A 23,846-nucleotide genomic window follows, 5' to 3' on the forward strand; every position below is an offset into this window, starting at 1 on the left:
GGATACGTGCCGGGACGCGGGATTCTCCATGGTTACGCCCGCTCGAGCGCGAAACTCCCGCGGTTCTTTCCCACAGCGAAACTGTCGGCGGTCGGTCCCCGCGGCTGCACCACGCCGGGACGGAACTCCCGCGCGACCGTTGATCGAACTCGTCGTCCTAAAATCGAATGCGACGGGGACACACTAATCGACACCATCGAGGAGGGCGCACATGCCGGCTGAGCGTCCGCAGGCCGGCTCGCAGACCCTGAGTCGCGGCATCCGAGTGCTCGAGATCGTGGCCGCCGCAGATCGCAACCTGTCGATCGACGAGATCGCGAGCGCGCTCGGCGTGCACCGATCGGTGGCCTACCGGCTGCTGCGCACGCTCGAGGATCACGGCCTGGTGACTCGCGACCCCGCCGGGCGCATCGCACTCGGCGCCGGGCTCGCCGCTCTCGCCGCGGGAGTCCAGCGCGACCTCCAGCAGCTGGCGCTGCCCGAGCTCGCGGAGGTCGCCGAGGAGCTCGGCATGACGTGCCTGCTCGCCGTGCTGCTCGACGGCGACGAGGCCGTCACGCTCGTGAGCGCGTCGCCCCGTCGTGCGGCCGCCGTGTCGTACCGGCCGGGTCATCGGCACCCGATCACTCGGGGCGGGCCGGGCAAGGCCATCCTGATGGGCCTGCCCGAGGCGCGCTGGCCCGCCGACGTGAGCGAGGCACTGCGGTCCGAGATCGCCGAGAGCCGTGAGCGCGGATACACCGTGAGCCACGACGAGGTCGTGCCCTCGCTGCGCTCGGTCGCCGTGCCGTTGACCCTGCCGGGCCAACCGCCCGCCGCCATCGCGGTGATCCACGTGTCGTTCCCGCGCCCCGAGCGCGAACTCGCGGACCGGCTGCTCGACGCGGTCGCGAACCTGCGCCGGGCCTCGGGCGCCTGAGCGGCGCCACCGGGGCCCGGCGTCAGCGTCAGCGCGCCAGCATCGACCCCGCGAAGAACTCGGCGAGCTCACCGGTCGCCGACAGCGGCAGGACGTGGGCCACGTACCCGTCGGGACGCACGACCACGACCGCACCCTCGCGCGAGATGCCGCGCTCCTCGAAGATGTCGGTGCGGCACCAGTAGCTCGGCCCGGCGGCGAAGACCTTCTCCCAGTTCATCACGGCGAAGGGTCCGTTCTTCGGACGGAACACCTCGGGGGCGCGAGTGACGTCGAGCTCGTCGTGCGGCTGCTGGTAGACCACCTTCACGTCGAACACGGCGTCGGCGTCGGCGCCCTCGGGCGTGAACCGCGCGAGCGGCGACTCGGGTGACGACGACATCCACTCGGCCCACGACGTCAGCGCCGAATCCTCTCCGGCACCCGGCGCGTCGGCGAACGCGTAGATGCGCCAGCGTCCGTCGGCCCGAGCGAGGTGGCCGAGGTGTGCGACGTTGCCGTCGCACACCAACGACACCTCGGACGACTTGAAGCGCTTCCCGACCGGGAAGCCCGTGGCCAGCTCCTGGTAGGTGGCATCGCCCGTGATCATCGAGGGCTCGTACTGCGTCATGAACCCCGACGGGAACTCGGCGGTGCCGAGGTAGAACGTCGCGAGCTCCTGCGGGTCGGAGATCTCCTCCGGCTTGCGGGCCATGAGCGACGACCACTCGCGGTCGAAGTCGATGAGCTGCTGGGCGACGGGCTGTCGTTCAGCCGAGTAGGTGGCGAGCAGGGACTCGGGTGCGAGACCGGTCACGACCGAGCCGAGCTTCCATCCGAGGTTGAACCCGTCCTGCATCGAGACGTTCATGCCCTGACCGGCCTTGGCGCTGTGCGTGTGGCACGCATCGCCGGTCAGGAACACCCGCGGCGAGGCATCCGAACCCTCTGCGCGGTCGTCGAAGTGGTCGGTCACCCGGTGGCCGACCTCGTAGACGCTGGACCAGGCGACCTGGCGCACGTCGATCACGTAGGGGTGCAGGATCTCGTTGGCCTTGGCGATGATCGCCTCGATCGGCGTCTTGCGCACCTCGTGGTTGTCGTCCTCCGCGACCTCGCCGAGGTCGATGTACATGCGGCTGAGGTACCCGCCTTCGCGGGGGATGTGCAGGATGTTGCCGGCCTCGGAGTTGATCGCGCACTTCGTGCGCCAGTCCGGGAAGTCCGTGTTCACGATGACGTCCATCACGCCCCACGCGTGCGCCGAGATGCCGCCGAGGTGCTTGCGCCCGATCGCCTCGCGGACCCGGCTGCGTGCGCCATCGCTGCCGACGACGTACTTGGCATGCACCGTGCGCTCCTCGCCGGCCCGCTCCCCGGCGACGTACCTCACGCGCACCTCGACGGGGTGCTCGCCCGTCTCGTGCACGGTGAGGCCGACGAACTCGATCCCGTAGTCGGGCGTGATGCGACCCGGCCCGATCGCCGCCGCCTCGGCGAAGTAGTCGAGGACGCGCGCCTGGTTCACGATGAGGTGCGGGAACTCGCTGATCTTGAACCCGTAGTCCTCGGTGCGCGAGGTCCGGATGATCTTCCGCGGGTCGGCGGGGTCGGGGCCCCAGAAGTTCATGTAGCCGATGTTGTACGCCTCGGCGATGATGCGCTCCGCGAAGCCGAACGCCTGGAACGTCTCGACGCTGCGCGGCTGGATGCCGTCCGCTTGGCCGAGCACGAGCCGGCCGTCCCGACGCTCGATGACGCGGGCGACCACGTCGGGGTACTGCGAGAGCTGCGCCGCGAGGAGCATTCCGGCAGGTCCCGAGCCGACGACGAGCACGTCGACCTCGTCGGGCAGATCCGAGGGGCGGTCGACGCCGACCCCTGCGGCGGGCTGGACCCGCGGGTCTCCGGACACGTAGCCGTAGTGGTGGAACTGCACGGCTTCTCCTCACTGCTCTGTGGGTGCTGGGTCACTGCTCCGGGACATCCGGCTCTTGACGGGCATCGGATGCGACGGCGATGCTTGTTCGATAATAGAAATGGACATTCTGATATCGCGCAATCATGGTAAACCCGAGTGCCTCTCCAGACAAGTGGGCTCGGTCGGGCCCATGCGGCCACCTCGCCCGCGCGGGTGAGGCCGTCGCCGTGGCGCATCGGACAGACTGGAGACGTGGACGACGCACCGGAGCGACCGACGACGTCGCCCTCGCCGCCGGTCCTCGCGGGCGGCCGCGGGCCGCTCGTCGCCGCCGTCATCATCTGCGTCGTGACCCTGCCGATGACCGTCGCCGTGCTGCTGCAGGTCGTCGAGCCCGCCCTGGACGCCGCCGTGACGGCGGGGATCCTCGCGCTGGTGCTCGTCCTGCATCTCGCCGGACTCGCCTGCCAGCACCTGCCGCGCACGGCCTTCGTCGTCGGATCGGCCGCGATGCTCGCGCTGGCACTCATCACGATGCCCGGCACGGCGAGCGCCGCACTCCTGCCGTCCGCGATCACGTACGTCCTCCTGGAATGGCAGATGGGCTCGACCCAGCCCCGCGCCGTCGCGGCGGCGGCGCTCGGCGTGGGCATCGCCGGCGCGGGCATCATCACGACCGTCGACACCCTCGCCAATGGCGAACGCGATCCGTTCCTCATCGCGTTCGAGGCCGTCGCGCTCGTCGCTGTCGTCGCGGCCGGGTGGGTGCTCGGCCGGCAGTCCCGCCAGCGGCGTGCCGCGGCGGCGCTGCTCGCCGACCGCCGCATCCGCGACGCGGTCGCCGCCGAACGCGCGCGCATCGGCCGCGACCTGCACGACGTCGTCTCCCACTCGCTCACCGTCATGATCGCCCAGGCCGAAGCCGCGCGCGTGCTCACACGGGACGCGCCGGCGGCCCAGGCGCTCGAACGCGTCGCCGACACCGGTCGATCGGCGATGCAGGGACTGCGCCGGATGCTCGGCGTGCTCGACGCCGGCACCGACGACCCCGTGCTCGAACCCGCGCCCGACCTGCGCGGCCTCGCCCGGCTCGTCGAGCGCGCCGGCTCGCCCGAGTACCGGACGAGCTTCGTCGAGCGCGGGACCCCACGGTCGCTGCGTGCGGACGTCGAGCTCGCGCTCTTCCGCGCGGCCCAGGAGGCGCTCACCAACGCCGTCCGCCACGTGGCCCCGCCGGTGCGGATCGACGTTGAACTCGCGTGGAACCCCGGCGCGGTGGTGCTGAGCGTCACGGATGACGGGGGCGGAGGCCTCGTCGATGCAACCGTGACGACCGGCACCGGCCTCATCGGGATGGCGGAGCGCGTACGACAGGCCGGCGGCGCACTGGACGTGCGGCGCGGACGCGGCTGGAGCGTGCAGGTGACGATGCCGATCGAGGAGGACCGATGACCGGACCGGTCACGGTGCTCGTCGCCGACGACCAGGAGCTCCTGCGCGACGCGCTCGCGACCATCCTCGACGCCGACCCGCGCATCGAGCTCTCGGGCACGGCGGCCGACGGCGCCGAGGCGGTCGCCCACGTGCGGGCGCACCACGTCGACGTGGTCCTCATGGACGTGCGGATGCCGGGGATGGACGGCATCGCGGCCACCGCGGAGGTGCTGCGGCTGCGCCCGGCCACGCGCGTGCTCGTGCTCACGACGTTCGACCTCGACGAGTACGTGTTCGCCGCCATCCGCGAGGGCGCGAGCGGCTTCCTCACGAAGGACGCCCGGCCCGCCGAGCTCGTCGACGCGATCCGCCGGGTCGCCGCGGGCGACGCGGTCCTCGCGCCGCGCGCCACCGCGACGCTGCTCCGCCACGTGCGGCGGCAGGCCGCGCCGTCCGCCGGCGACCCGCTCGCACCGCTCAGCCCGCGCGAACGCGAGGTCGCGATGCTCCTCGCGCGCGGCGCCTCCAACGACGAGATCGGCCGCGCGCTCTTCCTCACCGGCAACACCGTCAAGACCCACGTGAGGGCGATCCTCGCCAAGCTCGGCCTCGCGGATCGCATCCAAGTCGTCATCTGGGCGTACGAGCAGGGCGTCGTCCAGCCCGGCGACGATCACTCCGCCGGGTGAGGCGGGGCCGCCCGCCGGGGTGACGCGGTCCGTCGCACCGGCGACGAGCGTGGAGGCATGCAGAACACCACCTCGGATGCCACCGCGCAGCGCACGGTCGGGTCCTCCGCCTCGCGCCGGCTCGCGCTGGCCGGAACCGTCATCGCGATCGCCGTGCTCGCCGCCGCGCTGGTCTGGCTCGTCGCTCCGGATTCCGGACCGTACGCCGCGGGCCGCTCGCCGCTCGAGCGGATCCTCGGCGGCCCGAGCCCGGCCGCGTCCTTCGCGGCCGCGGGACTGCTGGCCATCGCGTCGGCCGCAACCGCGGCCATCGGCGTCGGCGTGCTCGCCCGACGGATGGCGGACGGCCGGCCCGTGGCCGTCGTCGCACTGCTCGCCGCGAGCACGGTCGCGCTCGGCCTCGTCGGTTTCGAGGGCATCGTCATCGCGGGCTACTCGCTCGCGTTCCTGCTGCCGACCGGAATCCTGGTGCTCATCGCCCTGATGGCCGTCCGGCGCCCCCTCGTCGCCGCGGTGCTCGGCGTCGCGGCCGGCCTCGTCGTGGTGCTCTCAGCGGTCGGCGCCTTCCCGATCACCGGATTCTGGATCAGGTTCGTGGTCGAGATCGCGCGCGACCCCGTGCGCTTCGGCACGTCGGTCGTGCTCATCGCCTTCGTCGGCGTCTGGATGCTGTGGGCCGCGCTCGGACTGATGCGCCGGCCGGGCGTCGCCGCCGCGTTCGCCGAACGGCACCGCGTCGCCATCACCGTGGCCGCGGCCGCGTGCGCCGCTCCGTACGTGCTCGCTCGCGCCTCGTGGCTCACACCGTGGCCGCTGTTCGGCGGGAGCGCCGACCTGTTCACGGCGCATCCCGACATCCGGGTCGTGGGCCTCATGCTCGGCGCCGCGATGCTCGTCGGCGCCGTGCTCACGCTCGGACTCGTGCTGCCCTGGGGCACGAGCGTGCCGCGATGGGTGCCGCGGGTCGGCGGTGCACCGCTGCCCGCCCCGCTCGCGGTCGTGCCGGCCTCGGTGGTCGCCGTCCTGTTCACCGCGGGCGGCGTCGAGTCGCTGATCCTGGTGGGGGCCGGGTCCCTCTCACCCGAACTGGTGCTGGTCCTGCCGTTCTGGCTCTGGGGTCCGCTGCTGGCACTCGCGACGCTGGGGTATGCACGGCACCGGGCTCAGGCGACGGCGCCCTGACGACGGCGCCGGTCGACGACCATCGCCGCTGCGGCCACGACCGCGAACACAGGCCCGACGAGGGCCGGGTCCCAGTAGGACCCCGACTCCGGGTACGACTGCCACGCCACGTTGTAGCTCGCGTGGAAGAGCGAGACGCCCATCACGCCGCCCCCGGTCCGAGCGAAGATCACCACCAGGAGCATCCGCAGGGCCAGGGTCGTCACCACCCACCAGGCGATCCAGCGCCAGTCGCGGCCGGCCTGGACCAGCGCGAGCACGTGCATCGCCGCCCAGGCCAGGCCGATCACGACCGCCGCGACGAGCGGACCCCATCGATCCCGCAACGGCTCGAGGGCGTAGCTAGACCAGCCGAGTTCCTCGGTGACGGCCGAGACGAGGAACACCGCGAACAGGACCGCGATCCTCCCGACGTCCACGCCCGGCAGCGGAACCGGCACGCCGAGCGCGCGCTGGAGCAGCCAGACCACGGCGAGGAGCACCGGCGGACCGAGGAGCAGGATCGGCCATTGGACACCGCGCGGCCACGCTGTGAACGCGCGGCGGAGAAATGCGGCGACGCCGGCTCGTCCGGTCCGGATCGCGACGAGGACGACCGCCGCGACGGCCGGGCACACGGCCTGCATGGCCGCGACCGGGAGTCCGGGAAGCAGCATGGCACCGGTGAGCCATCCAGCCACCGCGAACGGCAGCGACAGCAGCAGGACGAGGAGGAAGAAGGCGAGCGGTCGGCGGTCAGCCGACGACTCGGCCGACGGACGGGGCGGGGCTCCTCCAGCGGCACGCATCAGTCCGCACCCCCGATCGCCGCCGCCGGCTAGACCTGCACCATGTCGGCGAACCGCGAGAAGTGGCCGTGGAACGCCACCGTGACGGTGCGGGTCGGGCCGTTGCGGTGCTTGGCGACGATCAGGTCGGCCTCGCCCGCGCGAGGGCTGTCGCGCTCGTACGCCGATTCGCGGTGCAGCAGGATCACCATGTCGGCATCCTGCTCGATCGAGCCCGATTCGCGCAGGTCGGAAAGGGCGGGCATCTTGTCGGCGCGCTGCTCGGGGCCTCGGTTCAGCTGCGAGAGCGCGAGCACCGGGACCTGGAGCTCCTTCGCGAGCAGCTTCAACGCGCGCGAGAACTCCGAGACCTCCTGCTGGCGGCTCTCGACGCGCTTGCCGCTCGTCATGAGCTGCAGGTAGTCGATGACGACCATCTTCAGGCCCACGCGCTGCTTGAGCCGGCGGCACTTGGCGCGGATCTCGACGAGCGTCATGTTAGGGGAGTCGTCGATGTAGAGGGGCGCGTCGTTGATGCGGCCGCGGGTCGAGGCGATGGTGGTCCAGTCGCGCGTGTCGACCGTGCCCTTGCGCATGTTCTGCAGGGGTACGGATGCCTCGGCCGAGAGCAGGCGCATCGCGATCTCGCTGCGCCCCATCTCGAGGGAGAAGAAGATCGTGGGCAGGTCGTGGGTGATCGCCGCGGACCGGGCGAAGTCGAGCGCGAGGGTCGACTTTCCCATGGCGGGGCGCGCGGCGACGATGATCATCTGCCCGGGGTGGAACCCGTTGGTCAGGTCGTCGAGGTCGGCGAACCCGGTCGGCACGCCCGTCATCTTGCCGTCGGTGTGCTTGGCCGCCTCGATCTCGTCGATCGCGGTGCCGATCGCGTCGGTGAGCGGAACGTAGTCCTCGCTCTCGACCGAGCCCGTGACCGAGTAGATCTCGGCCTGCGCGTTGTTGACGAGCTCGACGACCTCACCCTCGCCCGCGTAGCCCATCTGCACGATGCGGGTGCCGGCCTCGACGAGCCGGCGGAGCAGCGCGCGCTCGGCGACGATCGACGCGTAGTAGCCGGCGTTCGCGGCCGTGGGCACGAGGCTCGTGAGCGTGTGGAGGTACTCGACGCCGCCCGCGCGCTGGAGCTCGCCGCTCTTGGTGAGCTCGTCGGTGACGGCGATGACGTCGGTCGGCTCGCCGTGCGAGTAGAGCGAGAGGATGGCGTTGAACACGACCTCGTGCTTCGGCACGTAGAAGTCGATGCCGCGCAACGTCTCGATGACGTCGGCGACCGCGTCCTTCGAGAGCATCATGCCGCCGAGCGCGCTCTGCTCGGCGAGCAGGTCGTGCGGGGGAGTGCGCTCGCCTCGGCGGGCGTCGGGGTCGTCGAGGGGTTCCGCGAGCCCGATGTGCGCGATCGACACCTTGCTGACCTCCGATTGCTGTCGCGGGCGCCGCTCGTGCCGCCCATCCCCCTGGATCCAGTGCTACCCGGACCCCCCGACATGCCCCTCGAGACGAGTGCTCCGAGACCCGCTCGCGGCATCGCTTCGGGGACGCTGACTCACCCTAGGCAAGGGGTCCCGAGAGGCACAAGCCAGCCTGTGGATAACTCTGTGGAGAGTCTGCGCGAAACGCCGCCCAACATGTGCACACGGCCTGTGGAGAACTGTGGAAATGTTGTGAATGACAGGGCGTGAATTCTGCCCTGATCTGGGCTTTGTAGATTCCACACCTGTGGGGGAGAACATTCTTCCGTTTCCGCGCCGGGGCGTTGTCCACCTGTGCACAAAACTGAGGACAGCGCCCCAAAGTGTGGACTTGCGCGGTGGTGTCGCGTGGGTGTAATGCAACCCCTGCAACGGGCCCCGCACGCAGCGACGCGGCGACGAGCCGGAGCCCATCGCCGCGTCGCGTTCAGTGCGTGTGCGACTACTTCGCCGCGACCACCTGGAGGGTGATCGTCGCGGTCACGTCCTCGTGGAGCTTGACCGTCGCCTCGTGGTCGCCGACCGACTTGATCGGGGTCGGGATCTCGATCTTGCGCTTGTCGACCTGGCCGAGGCCGGCGTCGGCGACCGCAGCCGCGACATCCGCCGTCTTGACCGAGCCGAAGAGGCGGCCGCCGAGGCCGGCCTTGACGGCCAGCTTGACCTTGGCCGACTCGAGCTTGGCCTTGAGGGCCTGCGCGTCCTCGATCGAGTGCAGCTCGCGCGCAGCGCGGGCGGCCTTGATCTGGTCGACCTGCTTCTGGCCGCCACGGGTCCACGGCGTCGCGAAGCCCTGGGGGACGAGGTAGTTGCGGGCGTAGCCGTTCTTGACCTCGACCACGTCGCCGGCGGTGCCGAGACCCGACACCTCGTGCGTGAGGATAACCTTTGCCATTTCCGTGCTCCTTAGCGGCCGGAGCCCGAGTAGGGCAGGAGCGCCATCTCGCGCGCGTTCTTCACGGCGCGGGCGATGAGGCGCTGCTCCTGCACGGAGACACCGGTGATGCGGCGGGCGCGGATCTTGCCGCGCTCCGAGATGAACTTCCGAAGGGTCGCGACATCCTTGTAGTCGATGACGCCGACCTTGACGGACTTCGCGGGGGCGGCGTTCTTCGCGCCCTTGCCGCGAGGCTTGCGGCGGTCGCCGCTGCTCTTTCCAGCCATGGATCTTTCCTGTCGATATGTGTGGGTCGAGGCGGCGCGACGCGCCGTCTCGAGGCCCGATGCGTGTTAGAAGGGCGTCTCGTCGCCGTAGGAGGTGCCCGGAGTGTTCCAGACGTCGCCGCCGCCGGAGGACTGGGCGGGAGCGCTGGGCGCCCACGCGTCATCCGACTGGCCGCCGCCGCCCCCGAAGGAGCCGCCGCCGACGCCGCGGTTGGACTGGGCGCGCGTCACGGACGCGGTGGCGTAGCGCAGGCTCGGGCCGATCTCGTCGACCTCGAGCTCGATGGTGGTGCGCTTCTCGCCCTCCTTCGTCTCGTAGGAGCGCTGCTTGAGACGCCCGGAAGCGATGACCCGGGTTCCCTTGGTGAGCGATCCCGCGACGTGCTCGGCGAACTCGCGCCAGCAGCTCGCGCGCAGGAACAGGGCCTCGCCGTCCTTCCACTCGTTCGCCTGTCGGTCGAACGTGCGGGGGGTCGATGCGATCGTGAAGTTCGCGACCGCAAGCCCGTTCTGCGTGTAGCGCAGCTCGGGGTCGGCGGTGAGGTTGCCCACCACGGTGATGATGGTCTCGCCGGCCATGGGGACTAGGCGTCCTTCTTGGCGGCGGCGGCCTTGCTCGCTGCGGCGGTCGCCTTCTTGGCGGCGCGCTTGGCGTCGGCGGCCTGGATCTTCTCGGCGCGGGCCACGGCCTCCTCGGAACGGAGGACCTTCGTGCGCATGACGGCCTCGCTGAGGTTCAGCTGGCGGTCGAGCTCGTTGGTCGTGGCCGACTCGGCGGTGAAGTTGACGACGGCGTAGATGCCCTCGGCCTTCTTGTTGATCTCGTAGGCCAGGCGACGCTTGCCCCAGATGTCGACGTTGTCGATCGAGCCGCCATCGTTGCGGATGACGTTGAGGAACTTGTCGAGGCTGGGAGCAACGGTGCGCTCGTCGATCGACGGATCGAGGATGACCATCAGCTCGTACTGGTGCATGACAGACCCACCTCCTTCGGACTCAGCGGCCACCGGGCATTTCCCGGCGGCAGGAGGGTGTACATGCGTCGACCCGAGGAGGCCGCGAATGCGGCGCACGGGCAACCTTCACATCGTAACGGATGGCGCGCCCGCGCGCACATCCGCCCGGCGCGGCTCCCGCCCGCCCCGCCCGCTCGGTTCCGCCGAGCGCGTGTACATCCGTCGAGCGCGCACGCGGGTGCAATTGCGCTGGCCGGAAATACACGCGCTCGGGGCGGGCGGGAGGCTCGCGAGCCCGGCAGCTCGTCAACGCCGCACGGGCTGGAGCCCCGCCGCGATCAACTCGGCCCGCAGCAGGCTGGGTGTGCGTGCGGCATCCCACGACCAGCGGCTGACCTCGAGGCCGTGGTCCCGTCGAAGGCGCCGCTCGCGCTGCTTCTCGAGCCACACGACCTCCTCGGGCGTCCGTCCGTCGAGGTAGTCCTCGCGGTGGTACTTCACGAACCCGTCGAACTCGCCGGCGATCAGAAGATCGCGCCAGATGAAGTCGACCACGTCCACTCCGCCGTCAAGCCGAGCGAAGGCCACCTGCACCTCCGGCTGCGGGAATCCGAGGAGGTGGATCTGCGCCCGGCTGAGCGACTCGCCGGATGACGCGGACCGAGGATCCGCGAACTCGACGGCGCGCCGCGCCGAACGGATGCCCCGCGCCCCACCCGAGGCATCGATGCGCTCGGTGAGGGCCTCGCGATCCAGCGCCGCGATCGGTTCGGGCGTCCACTGGACGAACCCCTCGCCGTCGAACCGAGTCGCGAGCGGCTCGTACCGCCCGGCGAGCGCCGCATCCAGCCCGGTGACCGCTGAGGCGAAGCCGCGGGTGCGTGCGAGGTCGTACATGGTCCGCTCGGGGCTCGTCACGAAGAAGCCGCCGTACGCGATGACGTCACCGTCGCGAAGGCGCTCGCGATGCCAGACCACGCCGCGCTCGTTGCGTGGCGCCGACCCCGTCGACGAGACGAGGTGCACCGCGTCAGGACGAGCGCCGATGATCGGGATCCCCAGCACCAGTGCCGCGGACTCGTGGGTGAGCACGGCGCTCTGGCGTCGGGTCCGGATGCCGGCCGCGACACGGAGGAGCGCGCGCTGGTCGTGGCTGGCGGCATCCCACTCCACGGCATCCACGTGGTGGCCGGCCCGCACCCGCACCAGTCGGCCCGCCTGCACCGCCCGCTGCAGCCAGCGATCGCCCGACGGCGAGAGGCGCTCCGTCGAAGTCAGGATGAGCCGTGGCATCCCGGATGTCTCCATCCGCCGATGTTCGCTCCGGGCCGATCGACGGGCGCGCACGCCGATCGTTTCGGGGCTCGTCGCCTCTGCGCGGGCGGTGTGGAGGACGGATCCCGCCCGCTCACCCTGTTCCACGAGGGAGTGCAGAAACGACGAGCGCAATTGCATCGGCACGCGCACTCGTCGGATGTACACGCGCTCGGCGAGCCGGCCGGCGCGCCGGGAGGGGCAACGGGGAGGGGGAACGGGGCGGGGAACGGGGGGCGGGTCAGGAGGCGGGGGCGCGGGCGGCCCACCAGGCGAGCAGGCGCTCGCGCGCGGCATCCGGGCCGATGAGTCCCTCGTCGAGGCGCACGTCGAGGAGGAACTTGTACGCCTCGCCGACGACCGGCCCCGGCCGGATGCCGAGCGCGGCCATGATCTGCTGCCCGTCGAGCTCGGGGCGCACCGCCGCGATCTCCTCCTCCTCGGCGAGCTTCGCGATCCGCTCCTCGAGGTCGTCGTACGCGAAGCCGAGCCGGTCGGCCTTGCGGCGGTTGCGGGTCGTGACATCCGCCCGCGTGAGGATGTGGAGCCGCTCGAGCTGGTCGCCCGCGTCGCGCACGTAGCGGCGCACGGCCGAATCGGTCCACGCGGCATCCGTGTACCCGAAGAACCGCAGGTGCAGCTCGATGAGGCGCGACACGGCATTGATGGTGTCGTTGTCGAACCGCAGCGCGCGCAGCCGCTTCTTCGCGAGCTTCGCGCCGACCATGTCGTGGTGGTGGAACGACACCGCGCCACCCGGTTCGAGCCGGCGCGTCGCGGGCTTGCCGATGTCGTGCAGCAGCGCCGCGAGCCGCACCACGAGGTCGGGCGACTCGAGGTTGCCGCGCGAGACCTCGTAGTCGATCGCCTGGTCGAGGACCGTGAGCGAATGCTCGTAGACGTCCTTGTGGTGGTGGTGCTCGTCGATCTCGAGCTTGAGTGCGGGGATCTCGGGCAGCACGCGCGCGGCGATGCCGCTGTCGACGAGCAGCCGGATGCCGTGGCGCGGCGCCGCGGTCGTGAGCAGCTTCGAGAGCTCGTCACGCACGCGTTCGGCCGAGATGCGGTCGATCTCAGGCGCGAGCGCGGACATCGCCGCGAGGGTGGCGGCCTCGACCTCGAACCCGAGCTGCGAGGAGAAGCGGGCGGCGCGCATCATCCGCAGGGGGTCGTCGCCGAACGAGACCTCGGGCTTCGACGGCGTGCGCAGGACCCGCGCGATGAGGTCCTCGACGCCGCCCGACGGGTCGACGAGCTCGAGGCGCGGCAACCGCAGTGCGAGCGCGTTCACGGTGAAGTCGCGGCGCTCGAGGTCGTCGACGAGCGAGGTGCCGAACGCGACCTCGGGCTTGCGCGACGAGCCGTCGTACACGTCGGCGCGGTACGTCGTGATCTCGACCGTGTGGCCGTGGATGAGCGCGCCGATCGTGCCGAACGCGCGGCCGATGTCCCAGTGCGTCTCCGCGATCGGCTTCACGACCGCGAGGATCTCGTCGGGCGTGGCATCCGTCGTGAAGTCGAGGTCGTTGGTCTCGCGCCCGAGGAACGCGTCGCGGACCGGTCCGCCCACGAGCGAGATCTCGTACCCGGCGGCATCGAACGCCGCGGCGAGCGTCGCGACGGTCGGCGAGTCGGCCAGCTCCTTCAGTCGGGCCAGGGCCTCGGCGACGCTCTGCATTGCTCCATGTTAGGCAGGGGCGCGCCGCCGACCGGGTTTCCGAGGCTCGGATGGCACGTGCGCGCCCTGCTGGCTCGCCGATCGCACACCGTAGAATCGCCTCCATGCCGGACGAGTCGACCTCCCATCGACGCGTCCGCCGACTCCTCGGGCTCGCCGCCGGCGCGGCGTCCGCCGCACTCGGCCTCTCCTGGTTCATCGCCCCGATCGCGGGCTCGCCTGGCGTGTTGGCCGCCGCGGCCGCCGAGTCGGTGGAGGGAGTCCGGCTCACCATCGCCCCCGCCGACGGCACGGCGATCGCCGCCGGCCAGCCGGTGCGGATCCAGGTCGAGATCGTCAACGGCACGGATGACGCGATCCGCGCCGGCACGCTGACGCTCGCGGTCGCGACCGACGGGCTCGACGATCGCGCCGAGGTCGACGCCTGGCTCGCCCCGGCCGACGGTGGCTCGAATCTCGGCACCGACGAGGTCGCCGAGCGCGCGACCGCATCGCTCGCGGCCGGTGCCGCGACGACGCTCGAGTTCACGATCCCCGCCGAGGCGACGAGCGCCGAGGACCCGGTGGTCGGCCTCGCGGCCGGCCTCGACGTCGACGGCGACGCGGTCTCGACCGCCACGACGATCGTCGCGAACACGCGCGTGCCCGTCGAGACCCCGGCGGGCCTGGTGCTCGCCTTTCCGCTGACGGTGCCCCCGCTCGCGACCGGGCTGATCCCCGCCGACCGCCTCGAATCGTGGACGGCACCGAACGGCCTGCTCACGCGCCAGCTCGACGCGGTCTCCGGTGCCCCCGTCGCGGTCGGCATCGATCCTCGGGTGATCGCGTCGATCCGCGTGCTCGGCGACGCCGCGCCCGAGAGCGCCGTCGAGTGGCTCGCGCGGCTCGCGGCGATGCCGAACGAGGTCTTCCCGCTCGCGTACGCCGACGCCGATCTCGCCGCGCAGGCCCAGGTCGGGCTCGACGCGCCGCTCGAACCGCTCGGCTTCGAGGACGTGATCGACCCCGCCGACTTCCCGGCCGACGCGGGCGAGGAGCCGGTCGCGACCGACGGCGGCGCGACGCCGGCACCGGGCGGCACCCCCGACACCGCGGCGGTGCTCGACTGGGACTACACGCGCACCGACATCGCGTGGCCCGCCGACGAGACCGTCGCGACCGGCGACCTCGACTGGTTCGCGGAGGGCGGCCTGACCACCGCGATCCTCTCACCCGGCAACGTCGAGGGCGGCGGCGACGACACGAACGCCGGAGCCCGGATCGAGGGCCGCACCGCCGTGGTCGCCGACGCGCGCGTCACCGACGCCCTGCGGGATGCGGCGGCCGCGTCATCCGACACCGCCTGGCGCGGCGCGACGGCCCGCTTGACGGCCGAGCTCGCGCTCGCCGGCCACGACGACGCGGTCACGCTGCTGGGCACGTTCGCCCGGTCGGCGGGCCTGGAGGCCGATCGCGTCGAGGAGACGGTCGCGGCGCTCGCGCCGGGGCAGTGGGCGCGCCCGGCGACGCTCGCCGACGCCGTCGGGGCGCCCCCGACGTCGCGGACGCTCGCGTCGACCCCCGAGGACCGGCAGCGGATCGAGAACATCGACCGGATGCTGCAGGCCGAGCGCTCGGTCCAGGAGTTCTCCGACGTGCTCGCGGATCCTGCGCCGCTGACCTTCCCGACCCGGCGCGACCTGCTGGCGCTGCTCGACGTCGGCTGGTTCGACCAGCCCGAGGAGTGGACTTCGTCGGTGGGCACGTGGCTCGTGGACCGTCGAGCCGTGACGGATTCGGTCTCGATCGTGCCGACCAGCAGCGTGCTCGTCGTGGCGAGCGAGACGGGCATCCCGATCACCATCGAGAACGACCTGCCGTACCCGGTCGACGTCGTCGTCGAGGTGGCCCCGTCGAACGGCCGCCTGATCGTCGAGGAGACCGTCGAAGCCACGGTCGAGGCCGAGAGCCGAAGCACCGTGCAGGTGCCCGTCGCCGCGGGCGTCGGCAGCGGCGAGGTGAACCTCGAGGTCTCGCTCACCTCGCCCGACGGCACGCCCGTCGGCACGAGCGTGCGGATCCCCGCGAACGTGCAGGCCGACTGGGAGGGCCTCGGCGCGACCGTGCTCGCCGCGATCGCGGTCGCGGTGTTCGCGATCGGCCTGATCCGGGCCTTTCGCCGCCGCCGGCGCGACCGCACGGCCGAGACGACCGACACGGACGCGGCGGACACGTCGTCCCGGGCGGACGGTCCGGACGCGACGTCCCGCCCGGCCGAGCCGGAGTCGACCGGGCGCGACGCCCTCGACGAACAGGGCTCCCCGGTCGCGGCCACGAGCCCCGACGACGTCGTGACGAGCGACGGGCCCACCGGTGACGCCGTTCCCGCCCCCGAACCCCGAGGACCGATCGAATGACTGACCGCATCGCCCGCGCGAGCCTGTTCCTCGCGTCGGGCACGATCGTCTCGCGCATCCTCGGTTTCCTGAAGGCGATCGTGCTGGCGGCGACGATCGGCGTCGTCGGCTCGGCGAGCGCCGACGCGTTCGCCGTGGCGAACGGCCTGCCGAACACCGTCTACGTGATCGTGGCGGGCGGCGTGCTCAGCGCCGTGCTCGTCCCCCAGATCGTGCGGGCGGCGACGCATGAGGACGGCGGCGCCGCCTACATCAACAAGCTCGTCACGCTCGCGCTCGTGGTGATCGGCGCGGCGACGCTCGTCGCGACCGCGCTCGCGCCCCTGCTGGCCTGGATCTACGGCGGCAACTTCCCGCCCGACACGCTCGCCCTCGCGACGGCGTTCGCGTTCTGGTGCCTGCCGCAGATCTTCTTCTACGGCCTCTACACGCTGCTCGGCGAGGTGCTCAATGCGCGCCGCAGCTTCGGCCCGTTCACGTGGGTGCCCGTGCTGAACAACGTCGTCGCGCTCCTCGGCCTCGTCGCGTTCGGCGTGCTGTTCGGCTTCGACCCCACCGGCAGCCGCACGGCCGACGAGTGGACCCCCGGCATGATCGCCCTGCTCGCGGGCTCCGCGACGCTCGGCATCGTGGCCCAGGCCGTGGTGCTGTTCTGGTTCTGGGGCCGCATCGGCCTGCGTTACCGCCCCGACTTCCGCTGGCGGGGGGTCGGGCTCCGCTCGGCAGGGCGCATGGCCGGCTGGACGTTCGGGATGCTGCTGCTCACCACGCTCGCGGGCATCGTGCAGACGCGCGTGGTGAGCGAGGCGTCCGGCTACGGCGCCTCGGTGGCCGCGACGGATGCCGCGTGGCTCATCTTCATGCTGCCGCACTCGGTGATCACCGTCTCGATCGCGACCGCGTACTTCACGCGCATGAGCGAGCACGCGCGCGACGGCCTGCTCGACCGCGTCCGGCAGGATCTCTCGGGCGCGGTCCGCGGTGTGGGCCTGATCCTCACGCTCGCCTCCGCCGTGCTGGTGGTGGTCGCGTACCCGTTCGCGGCGGTGTTCCAGCCGGGGAACTTCACGAGCGTCTCGGCGCTCGGCAACGTCATCGCCGCCTTCGCGCTCGGCCTTGTCGCCTTCAGCGTGCTCTTCGTGGTGCAGCGCACGTTCTACGCGCTCGGCGACACGCGCACGCCGTTCCTGTTCACGCTCGTGCAGGTCATCGTGTTCTCCATCGCCGCGCTCGCGTGCCTGCTGTTCCTGCCGCGCGAGTGGATCGCGGTGGGCGTGGCGCTCTCGACGACCGTCGCCGTCGTCATCCAGCTGGGGCTGGCCGTCGCCCTACTGCGGCCGAAGCTCGGCACCCTCGACGGCCGTCGCGTGGTCGTGAGCCTCGCGCGCGACCTCGGCGCCGTCATCGTGCCCGTCGCCGCCGGCTTCGCGACGCTCTGGGCGTTCGGCGGGTTCCGTGAAGGCGGGTTCGCGATCGCCGACCGCTGGAGCGCGATCGTCGTCATGGCGATCGTCGGCTCGGTCATGGCGCTGCTGTACGGGGGCATCCTCTGGCTGCTGCGCTCCCCGGAGCTGCGCGGGTTCGTCGCCCCGGCGCTGGAGCGCCTGCGCCGCCGCTGACCCGTCCGGATGACGCGCCGCAGCGCCATCCGCTCATCGCCGACCCGGCATCCTGTGACCCGCCTGCACGCCCCGGCCGCCCGGAATAGCCGCCGCCTAGACTGTGTTCACCATGGCGTGGCATCCGGTAGTCGGGATGCCGCGGGCATCGCAGGAACGACAGGAGCGGCTTTGCGCGACATCATCATCATCGGATCGGGGCCGGCGGGCTTCACCGCCGCCATCTACGCGGCCCGCGCCGAGCTGAAGCCGATGCTCATCGCGAGCTCCGTCGAGATCGGCGGCGAGCTGATGAACACGACCGAGGTCGAGAACTTCCCCGGCTTCCCCGAGGGCATCATGGGCCCCGACCTGATGGGCAAGATGCAGGCCCAGGCCGAGCGGTTCGGCACCGAGGTCGTCTACGACGACGTCGTCGAGCTCGACCTCGAGGGACCGGTCAAGCGCGTGAAGCTCGGCAACGGCGACCTGCACGAGGCGAAGGCGCTGATCTTCGCGACGGGCTCCGCCTACCGCAAGCTCGGGCTGCCCGAGGAGGAGCGCCTCTCGGGGCACGGCCTGTCGTGGTGCGCGACGTGCGACGGCTTCTTCTTCCGGGAGAAGACCATCGCCGTCGTCGGCGGCGGCGACTCCGCGATGGAGGAGGCGACCTTCCTCACTCGCTTCGCCGACAAGGTCTACGTGATCCACCGCCGCGACTCGCTCAAGGCGTCGAAGATCATGCAGCAGCGCGCGTTCGACAACCCGAAGATCGAGTTCGTCTGGAACTCCGCGGTCGAGGCGATCCACGGCGACACCGCCGTGACCGGTGTCACGCTCCGCGATACCGTGACGGGTGACGTGCGCGGCCTCGACCTCGACGGCCTGTTCGTCGCGATCGGCAACGACCCTCGCACGCACCTCGTGCACGGCAAGCTCGACCTCACCCCCGAGGGCACCATCGCGGTGCAGGGCCGCTCGTCGCGGACCTCGGTGGTGGGCGTGTTCGCCGCGGGCGACGTGATCGACCCGACGTACCGCCAGGCCGTGACCGCGGCCGGCTCGGGCACGGTCGCCGCGCTCGACGCCGAGCACTACCTCGCCGCCCTCGACGACACGTCCTCGCCCGAGGAGGCCGAATCAGAGGCCGAGGCCCTCGACGAGGCCGTCGCGGTCGACCGGCTGGCCGAGGTCAACTGACCCGACGCCGTTCGGCCCGCCGCGCGGCATCCGTGAGCCGGGTCGAGCCCGATGAACTTCACCGATAGGAGAAACCCATGACTGCACGCGCAGTGACCGAGGCCACCTGGGAGCAGGAGGTCCTGAACAACGAGAAGGCCGTGCTGGTCGACTTCTGGGCCGAGTGGTGCGGCCCGTGTCGCGCGGTGAGCCCGATCCTCGACCAGATCGCGACCGAGCACTCCGACAAGCTCGACATCGTCAAGCTCAACGTCGACGAGAACCCCGGCCTGGCGATGAAGTACCAGATCACCGCCATCCCCGCGTTCAAGGTGTTCGAGAAGGGCGAGGTCGTGAAGACGGTCATCGGCGCCAAGCCGAAGCCCGCCCTCGAGGCCGACCTCGCCGCCTACATCGCGTAGTCGGCCGCCTCGCAACGCATCGAGACCCGCCCGGCAGAAGCCGGGCGGGTCTCTCGCATATCCGGGCCGCGGAGTGGGATCGCGGGCCCCGCGCCGCCGCTTCCCCGATGCGATTCGCGAGCGCGTGCAGATCCGACCGGTGCGAGCAGATCCGCGCTCGCGCTCGGCGGATGTACACGCACTCGGCGTCGGGCACCCCGCGTCATCCGCTCTCGCACGATGACTACCATGAGAACCCTGAGCAGAACGGACCGCAGCAGTGACCTCTGACGTGCCCCAGCGCACCGGCAACAACCTCGACCCCTGGTACGCGAACTACGCCGAGCGAGCCGCCGGCTTCGCCGCATCCGAGGTCCGAGCCCTGTTCGCCGTCGCGTCGCGGCCCGAGGTCGTCTCGCTCGCGGGCGGCATGCCCTTCGTGTCGGCGCTGCCGCAGGAGCTCATCACCTCGGCGTTCGAGCGGGTCATGCGCGAACAGGGCCCGGTGGCCCTCCAGTACGGCTCCGGCCAGGGCATCCCGTCGCTGCGCGAGCACATCCTCGACGTCATGTCGCTCGAGGGCATCCGCGCGTCCGTCGACAACGTCGTGACCTCGACCGGCTCGCAGCAGGCGCTCGACTTCGTCGCGAAGCTCTTCCTCGACCCGGGCGACGTCGTGCTCGCCGAGGCGCCGTCGTACGTGGGCGCCATGGGCGTGTTCCGCTCGTACCAGGCGTCGGTCGTGCACGTCGCGATGGACGACGACGGGCTGATCCCCGAGGCGCTCCGCCAGACCATCGCGCACCTCCGCGGGCAGGGCCGGCGCATCAAGTTCCTCTACACCATCCCGAACTTCCACAATCCGGCCGGTGTGACGCTCTCCGCGTCCCGGCGGCCCGAGATCCTCGAGATCTGCCGGTCGAACGAGATCCTGGTGCTCGAGGACAACCCCTACGGCCTGCTGCACTTCGACGAGCCTGCGCCCGACGCGCTGCGTTCGATGGACCCCGAGGGCGTGATCTACCTGGGGTCGTTCTCGAAGACGCTCGCTCCCGGGTTCCGAGTGGGCTGGGCGCTCGCGCCCCATGCCATCCGCGAGAAGCTCATCCTCGCCGCGGAGTCCGCGATCCTCTCGCCGTCCTCCTTCAGCCAGCTCGTGGTCTCCGAGTACCTCTCGCAGGCCGACTGGCGGGGGCAGATCGACGCGTTCCGCGGGGTCTACCGCGAACGCAAGGACGCGATGATCGAAGCGCTGGGGGAGTACCTGCCGCAGCTGTCGTGGACCAACCCGAACGGCGGGTTCTACGTGTGGGTCACGCTGCCCGACGTGCTGGACTCCAAGCAGATGCTGCCGCGCGCGGTGCGCGAGCTCGTCGCCTATACGCCCGGCACGGCGTTCTTCGCCGACGGACGCGGTCGACACGCCATGCGACTGTCGTTCTGCTATCCGACGCCCGACGCGATCCGCCTCGGCATCCGCCGGCTCGCCACCGTGGTCAATGGCGAGCTCGACCTGCTCGACACCTTCGCCGGAACGGGATCCCTGCAGTCGCCCGAGCGACCCGGGATCGAAGCGGCACCCCCCACCGATCTCAAGTAGTCATGGAGAAACCCCTGATCATGAGCGAATCCACTGGCCTGTTCGTCGTCGTGCTCGCGGGCGGGATCTCGCATGAGCGGGATGTCTCGCTGCGCTCCGGACGACGCGTGGCCGACGCGCTGGCCCAGGCGGGGCACCGCGTGGAGCTGCTCGATCCCGACGCCGGCCTGCTGCCGTACCTCGCCGAACGACGCCCCGACGTCGTGTTCCCCGCGTTGCACGGGTCGAGCGGGGAGGACGGCTCGCTGCTCGAGCTGCTCGCGGCCCTCCGGGTGCCGACCGTGGGCTCGACCGGAGCGGCCGCGCGACGTGCCTGGTCGAAGCCGATCGCCACGTCGCTCGTGGCGGAAGCCGGCGTCGCGGTGCCCGAGTCGATCGTGCTCTCGCACGAGGCGTTCCGCGAGCTCGGCGCCGCGAGCGTGCTGCGCGTCGTGCGCGACGCACTCGACGGCGACCTCGTGGTGAAGCCCGCATCGGGCGGGTCCGCGCAGGGCGTGACCATCGTGGAGGACCCGACGGAGCTGCCTCGCGCGATGGTCGACGCGTTCACCTACGATGACGTCGCGGTCGTCGAGCGGCGCGTGGTCGGCACGGAACTCGCGATCGCTGTCGTCGAGGATGATGGCGCGCCGCGAGCGCTCACGGCGGTCGAGATCGTGCCGTCGACCGGGGTGTACTCGTTCCAGGAACGCTACAACGCGGGGGAGACCACGTTCTTCGCACCCTGCCGGCTCGACGCGGACTCGGTCGCCCGCGCGACGGAGGCCGCGCTGCTCGCACACCGGACTCTCGGACTGCGCGACCTCTCCCGCGTCGACCTCATCGTCGACGACGCCGGAACGCCGTGGTTCCTCGAGGCCAATGTCCTTCCCGGGCTGACCGAGACCTCGCTCGTCCCGCTCGCGATCGAGGCGTCCGAGACGGATGCCGCGAGCGTGTACGACGCGCTCGTCCGCGCTGCGATCTCCCGCACCCGCTGACGAGCGCGCGGGATCTCAGCGGGTCACATGCCCTCGAGGTCCTCGCCGAGTTCGTTGAGGATGCGTCGCAGGTCCTGGACCGTGGCGAAGTCGATGCTGATCTGGCCCTTCCGCGACCCGAGGCTGATCCGGACCCGCGTGTCGAGCCGATCACCGAGCCGGGTCGACAGGTCGTCGAGGAACTCCTGACGCTTGCCGGCTGCGGGCTTCGCACGTCCCGGCTTCGGCGTCTCGGCGACGATCGCCTCCGCTGCGCGGACGGACAGGTCCTCGTTCACGATCTTGTCGGCCAGCCGCTGCATCGCCTCCGGGTCGCCTGCGGCGAGGATGGCGCGTGCGTGGCCGGCGCTGAGCACGCCCGCGGCGACCCGCAACTGGACCGTCTCGGGGAGCTTGAGCAGGCGGAGGGTGTTCGAGATCTGCGGCCGCGATCGGCCGATGCGGGACGCGAGCTCCTCCTGCGTGATGCCGAAGTCGGCGAGGAGCTGCTGGTACGCCGACGCCTCCTCGAGCGGATTCAGCTGCGAGCGGTGGAGGTTCTCGAGGAGGGCGTCCCGGAGCATAGCGTCGTCGGCCGTGTCCTTGATGACCGCGGGGATCGTGTCGAGCCCGGCGGCCTTGGTGGCCCGGAGCCGACGCTCACCCATGACCAGCTCGAACTTGCCGGGCTCCTCGGGGTGCCGCCGCACGACGATGGGCTGCAGGACGCCGAATTCCCGGATGCTGTGCACGAGCTCGGCGAGGTCGTCAGGATCGAACACGCTGCGGGGCTGTTGGGCGTTCGGAACGATGTCGTCGGGATTCAGCCGCGCGAGGTGGGCGCCGGGCACGGTGACCAGGTTCGCATCCGCGGCATTCTCGACCGCCGCCATCGCCGTCTTCGGTGCGTCGGATTCGTTGAAGAAGACATCGACCGGCCGCGTCGCGCGCGGGGCCTCTTCGGTCGTGGGGATCAGGGCACCGATGCCGCGGCCGAGCCCCGTGCGCTTCGTCGCCATCAGTCGGACTCCTTCTGTTCGGATGCGGCTCGCCACGCGATCTCCGCGGCCGCCTCGCGGTACGAGAGCGAGCCGCTCGACGTGAAGTCGTACGTGATCACGCTCTGACCGTAGCTGGGGGCCTCCGAGACGCGCACCGACCGGGGAATGATCGTCTCGAGCGTCTGGGTCGGGAAGTGATCCCGAACCTCCTGGGCGACCTGCTGGGCGAGGTTCGTCCGCGAGTCGTACATGGTGAGGAGGATCGTGCTGAGCCGAAGGTCGGGGTTGAGGTGACGCTCGATGAGTTCGATGTTGCTGAGGAGCTGCGAGAGGCCCTCCAGCGCGTAGTACTCGCACTGGATCGGGATCAGGACCTCGCGCGCCGCGACGAACGCGTTGATGGTGAGCAGTCCGAGCGACGGCGGGCAGTCGATGAACACGTAGTCGTAGGGCGACTCCATCTGCGCGAGATGCGCATCGAGCGCCCGGCGGAGTCGCTGCTCACGGGCGACGAGCGAGACCAGTTCGATTTCTGCGCCCGCGAGGTGGATGGTCGCCGGTACGCAATCCAGGTTCTCGTGCTCGGTCGAACGGTGGACGACCTCGGCGATCGGCAGGTCGCCGACGAGGACTTCGTAGACGCTCTGCTGGTCGGAACGGTGCTCGACGCCCAGGGCGGTCGACGCGTTGCCCTGCGGGTCGAGGTCGATCACGAGGACGCGAGCGCCGGTGCGGGCGAGCGCCGCAGCGAGGTTCACGGCGGAGGTCGTCTTCCCCACGCCGCCCTTCTGGTTCGAGATCGTGAAGATGCGCGTCGACGCGGGGAGCGGAAGCACTGCTTCGTCGAGAGCGAGTCGCCGACGTGTCTCGTCGGCAAGCTGATCGGCCAGTGGAGTTCCTCCGTATGACTCGGGCGTTTCACGTGAAACATCGGCGGGGGCGTGCGGGGGAGTCGGCGGTTCGACGGGAGAGTCGACGACCGGTGCCGGTTGGGGTGGGAGTTCGGAACGTACCACGTTCGTCGGTTCCTCCGCGGCGAGCTCACGGCCGCCCGGGCTCTCCGCCGCTTCGACCGGCTCGTCGAAGACGGTGTACTCTTCGTCGCCGTCGAAGTCAGGGGTTCTGGACACCGGCGTGCGCTCGCGTGCCCGGAACGAGGCCTCGACGGACTCGGCCGATTCCTCCTGACGAGGCTGGTGCAGGCTCGACACGGTCT

21 protein-coding genes are annotated in these 23,846 nt (G+C 71.1%); 10 read left to right on the forward strand and 11 right to left on the reverse strand.

The window, feature by feature from the left end:
• Positions 1 to 211 precede the first annotated feature (211 nt).
• Positions 212 to 919, forward strand: a complete 708-nt coding sequence (locus JOD46_RS01605) for an IclR family transcriptional regulator (protein ID WP_204391151.1) — start codon at positions 212 to 214, stop codon at positions 917 to 919.
• A gap of 28 nt (positions 920 to 947) precedes the next feature.
• Here JOD46_RS01605 and JOD46_RS01610 read toward each other — a convergent pair whose 3' ends face one another.
• On the reverse strand, positions 948 to 2,840 hold the full coding sequence (locus tag JOD46_RS01610) for an FAD-dependent monooxygenase (protein WP_204391152.1): 1,893 nt from the start codon (positions 2,838 to 2,840) through the stop codon (positions 948 to 950).
• A gap of 234 nt (positions 2,841 to 3,074) precedes the next feature.
• On the opposite strand from JOD46_RS01610, the gene JOD46_RS18750 reads away from it, so the two are divergent.
• From JOD46_RS18750 to JOD46_RS01625, 3 genes are read left to right on the forward strand one after another with little or no spacing between them, the layout of a single operon-like run.
• The gene (locus tag JOD46_RS18750) at positions 3,075 to 4,274 is read left to right on the forward strand and encodes a sensor histidine kinase (protein ID WP_204391153.1); all 1,200 of its coding nucleotides are present in this window, start codon (positions 3,075 to 3,077) and stop codon (positions 4,272 to 4,274) included.
• A complete protein-coding gene (locus JOD46_RS01620; RefSeq protein WP_204391154.1) occupies positions 4,271 to 4,945 on the forward strand; it encodes a response regulator in 675 nt (224 codons plus the stop codon). Before JOD46_RS18750 ends, JOD46_RS01620 begins: the two co-directional genes overlap by 4 nt.
• Before the next feature lie 57 nt (positions 4,946 to 5,002).
• On the forward strand, positions 5,003 to 6,127 hold the full coding sequence (locus JOD46_RS01625; protein WP_204391155.1) for a hypothetical protein: 1,125 nt from the start codon (positions 5,003 to 5,005) through the stop codon (positions 6,125 to 6,127).
• On the opposite strand, the gene JOD46_RS01630 is transcribed toward JOD46_RS01625, so the two are convergent.
• From JOD46_RS01630 to JOD46_RS01665, 8 genes are all read right to left on the reverse strand, one after another.
• Entirely contained in the window at positions 6,109 to 6,915 is an 807-nt protein-coding gene (locus JOD46_RS01630) for a CPBP family intramembrane glutamic endopeptidase (protein WP_204391156.1), read from the reverse strand. The genes JOD46_RS01625 and JOD46_RS01630 overlap by 19 nt on opposite strands.
• Positions 6,916 to 6,944: 29 nt before the next feature.
• The gene (dnaB, locus tag JOD46_RS01635) at positions 6,945 to 8,318 is read right to left on the reverse strand and encodes a replicative DNA helicase (protein WP_204391158.1); all 1,374 of its coding nucleotides are present in this window, start codon (positions 8,316 to 8,318) and stop codon (positions 6,945 to 6,947) included.
• 508 nt (positions 8,319 to 8,826) lie between these two features.
• Positions 8,827 to 9,279: a 50S ribosomal protein L9 gene (rplI, locus tag JOD46_RS01640; protein WP_204391160.1), complete on the reverse strand. Its 453-nt coding sequence runs from the start codon at positions 9,277 to 9,279 to the stop codon at positions 8,827 to 8,829.
• Between the two features lie 11 nt (positions 9,280 to 9,290).
• The gene (rpsR, locus tag JOD46_RS01645; RefSeq protein WP_092673953.1) at positions 9,291 to 9,548 is read right to left on the reverse strand and encodes a 30S ribosomal protein S18; all 258 of its coding nucleotides are present in this window, start codon (positions 9,546 to 9,548) and stop codon (positions 9,291 to 9,293) included.
• Positions 9,549 to 9,614: 66 nt separating this feature from the next.
• A complete protein-coding gene (locus tag JOD46_RS01650; RefSeq protein ID WP_204391162.1) occupies positions 9,615 to 10,127 on the reverse strand; it encodes a single-stranded DNA-binding protein in 513 nt (170 codons plus the stop codon).
• Between the two features lie 5 nt (positions 10,128 to 10,132).
• Complete coding sequence (rpsF, locus tag JOD46_RS01655) at positions 10,133 to 10,522, reverse strand: 30S ribosomal protein S6 (RefSeq protein WP_204391164.1); 390 nt, start codon at positions 10,520 to 10,522, stop codon at positions 10,133 to 10,135.
• 288 nt (positions 10,523 to 10,810) lie between these two features.
• A complete protein-coding gene (locus JOD46_RS01660; RefSeq protein ID WP_204391165.1) occupies positions 10,811 to 11,797 on the reverse strand; it encodes a hypothetical protein in 987 nt (328 codons plus the stop codon).
• A gap of 262 nt (positions 11,798 to 12,059) precedes the next feature.
• Positions 12,060 to 13,496, reverse strand: coding sequence for a CCA tRNA nucleotidyltransferase (locus JOD46_RS01665; RefSeq protein ID WP_204391166.1), 1,437 nt, complete (start codon positions 13,494 to 13,496; stop codon positions 12,060 to 12,062).
• A gap of 104 nt (positions 13,497 to 13,600) precedes the next feature.
• Here JOD46_RS01665 and JOD46_RS01670 point away from each other — a divergent pair, with 104 nt between their 5' ends.
• From JOD46_RS01670 to JOD46_RS01695, 6 genes are all read left to right on the forward strand, one after another.
• Complete coding sequence (locus JOD46_RS01670; RefSeq protein WP_204391167.1) at positions 13,601 to 15,892, forward strand: DUF6049 family protein; 2,292 nt, start codon at positions 13,601 to 13,603, stop codon at positions 15,890 to 15,892.
• Entirely contained in the window at positions 15,889 to 17,511 is a 1,623-nt protein-coding gene (murJ, locus tag JOD46_RS01675; RefSeq protein ID WP_204391168.1) for a murein biosynthesis integral membrane protein MurJ, read from the forward strand. The genes JOD46_RS01670 and murJ overlap by 4 nt, the downstream gene beginning before the upstream one ends.
• A 171-nt stretch (positions 17,512 to 17,682) precedes the next feature.
• The gene (gene trxB, locus JOD46_RS01680) at positions 17,683 to 18,690 is read left to right on the forward strand and encodes a thioredoxin-disulfide reductase (RefSeq protein WP_204391169.1); all 1,008 of its coding nucleotides are present in this window, start codon (positions 17,683 to 17,685) and stop codon (positions 18,688 to 18,690) included.
• A gap of 77 nt (positions 18,691 to 18,767) precedes the next feature.
• Positions 18,768 to 19,091 (forward strand): thioredoxin, encoded by a 324-nt coding sequence (trxA, locus tag JOD46_RS01685; protein WP_204391171.1) that lies wholly within the window; start codon positions 18,768 to 18,770, stop codon positions 19,089 to 19,091.
• 259 nt (positions 19,092 to 19,350) lie between these two features.
• Entirely contained in the window at positions 19,351 to 20,670 is a 1,320-nt protein-coding gene (locus JOD46_RS01690) for an aminotransferase-like domain-containing protein (protein WP_204391173.1), read from the forward strand.
• A 20-nt stretch (positions 20,671 to 20,690) separates the two neighbouring features.
• Positions 20,691 to 21,650, forward strand: a complete 960-nt coding sequence (locus tag JOD46_RS01695; RefSeq protein ID WP_204391175.1) for a D-alanine--D-alanine ligase family protein — start codon at positions 20,691 to 20,693, stop codon at positions 21,648 to 21,650.
• Between the two features lie 23 nt (positions 21,651 to 21,673).
• Here JOD46_RS01695 and JOD46_RS01700 read toward each other — a convergent pair whose 3' ends face one another.
• Positions 21,674 to 22,648 (reverse strand): ParB/RepB/Spo0J family partition protein, encoded by a 975-nt coding sequence (locus tag JOD46_RS01700; protein ID WP_204391178.1) that lies wholly within the window; start codon positions 22,646 to 22,648, stop codon positions 21,674 to 21,676.
• A complete protein-coding gene (locus tag JOD46_RS18415) occupies positions 22,648 to 23,520 on the reverse strand; it encodes a ParA family protein (protein ID WP_239563010.1) in 873 nt (290 codons plus the stop codon). The genes JOD46_RS01700 and JOD46_RS18415 overlap by 1 nt, the downstream gene beginning before the upstream one ends.
• Between the last annotated feature and the right edge of the window lie 326 nt (positions 23,521 to 23,846).

Origin of the sequence: Agromyces aurantiacus, from assembly GCF_016907355.1 — a bacterium.
GTDB lineage: Bacteria > Actinomycetota > Actinomycetes > Actinomycetales > Microbacteriaceae > Agromyces > Agromyces aurantiacus.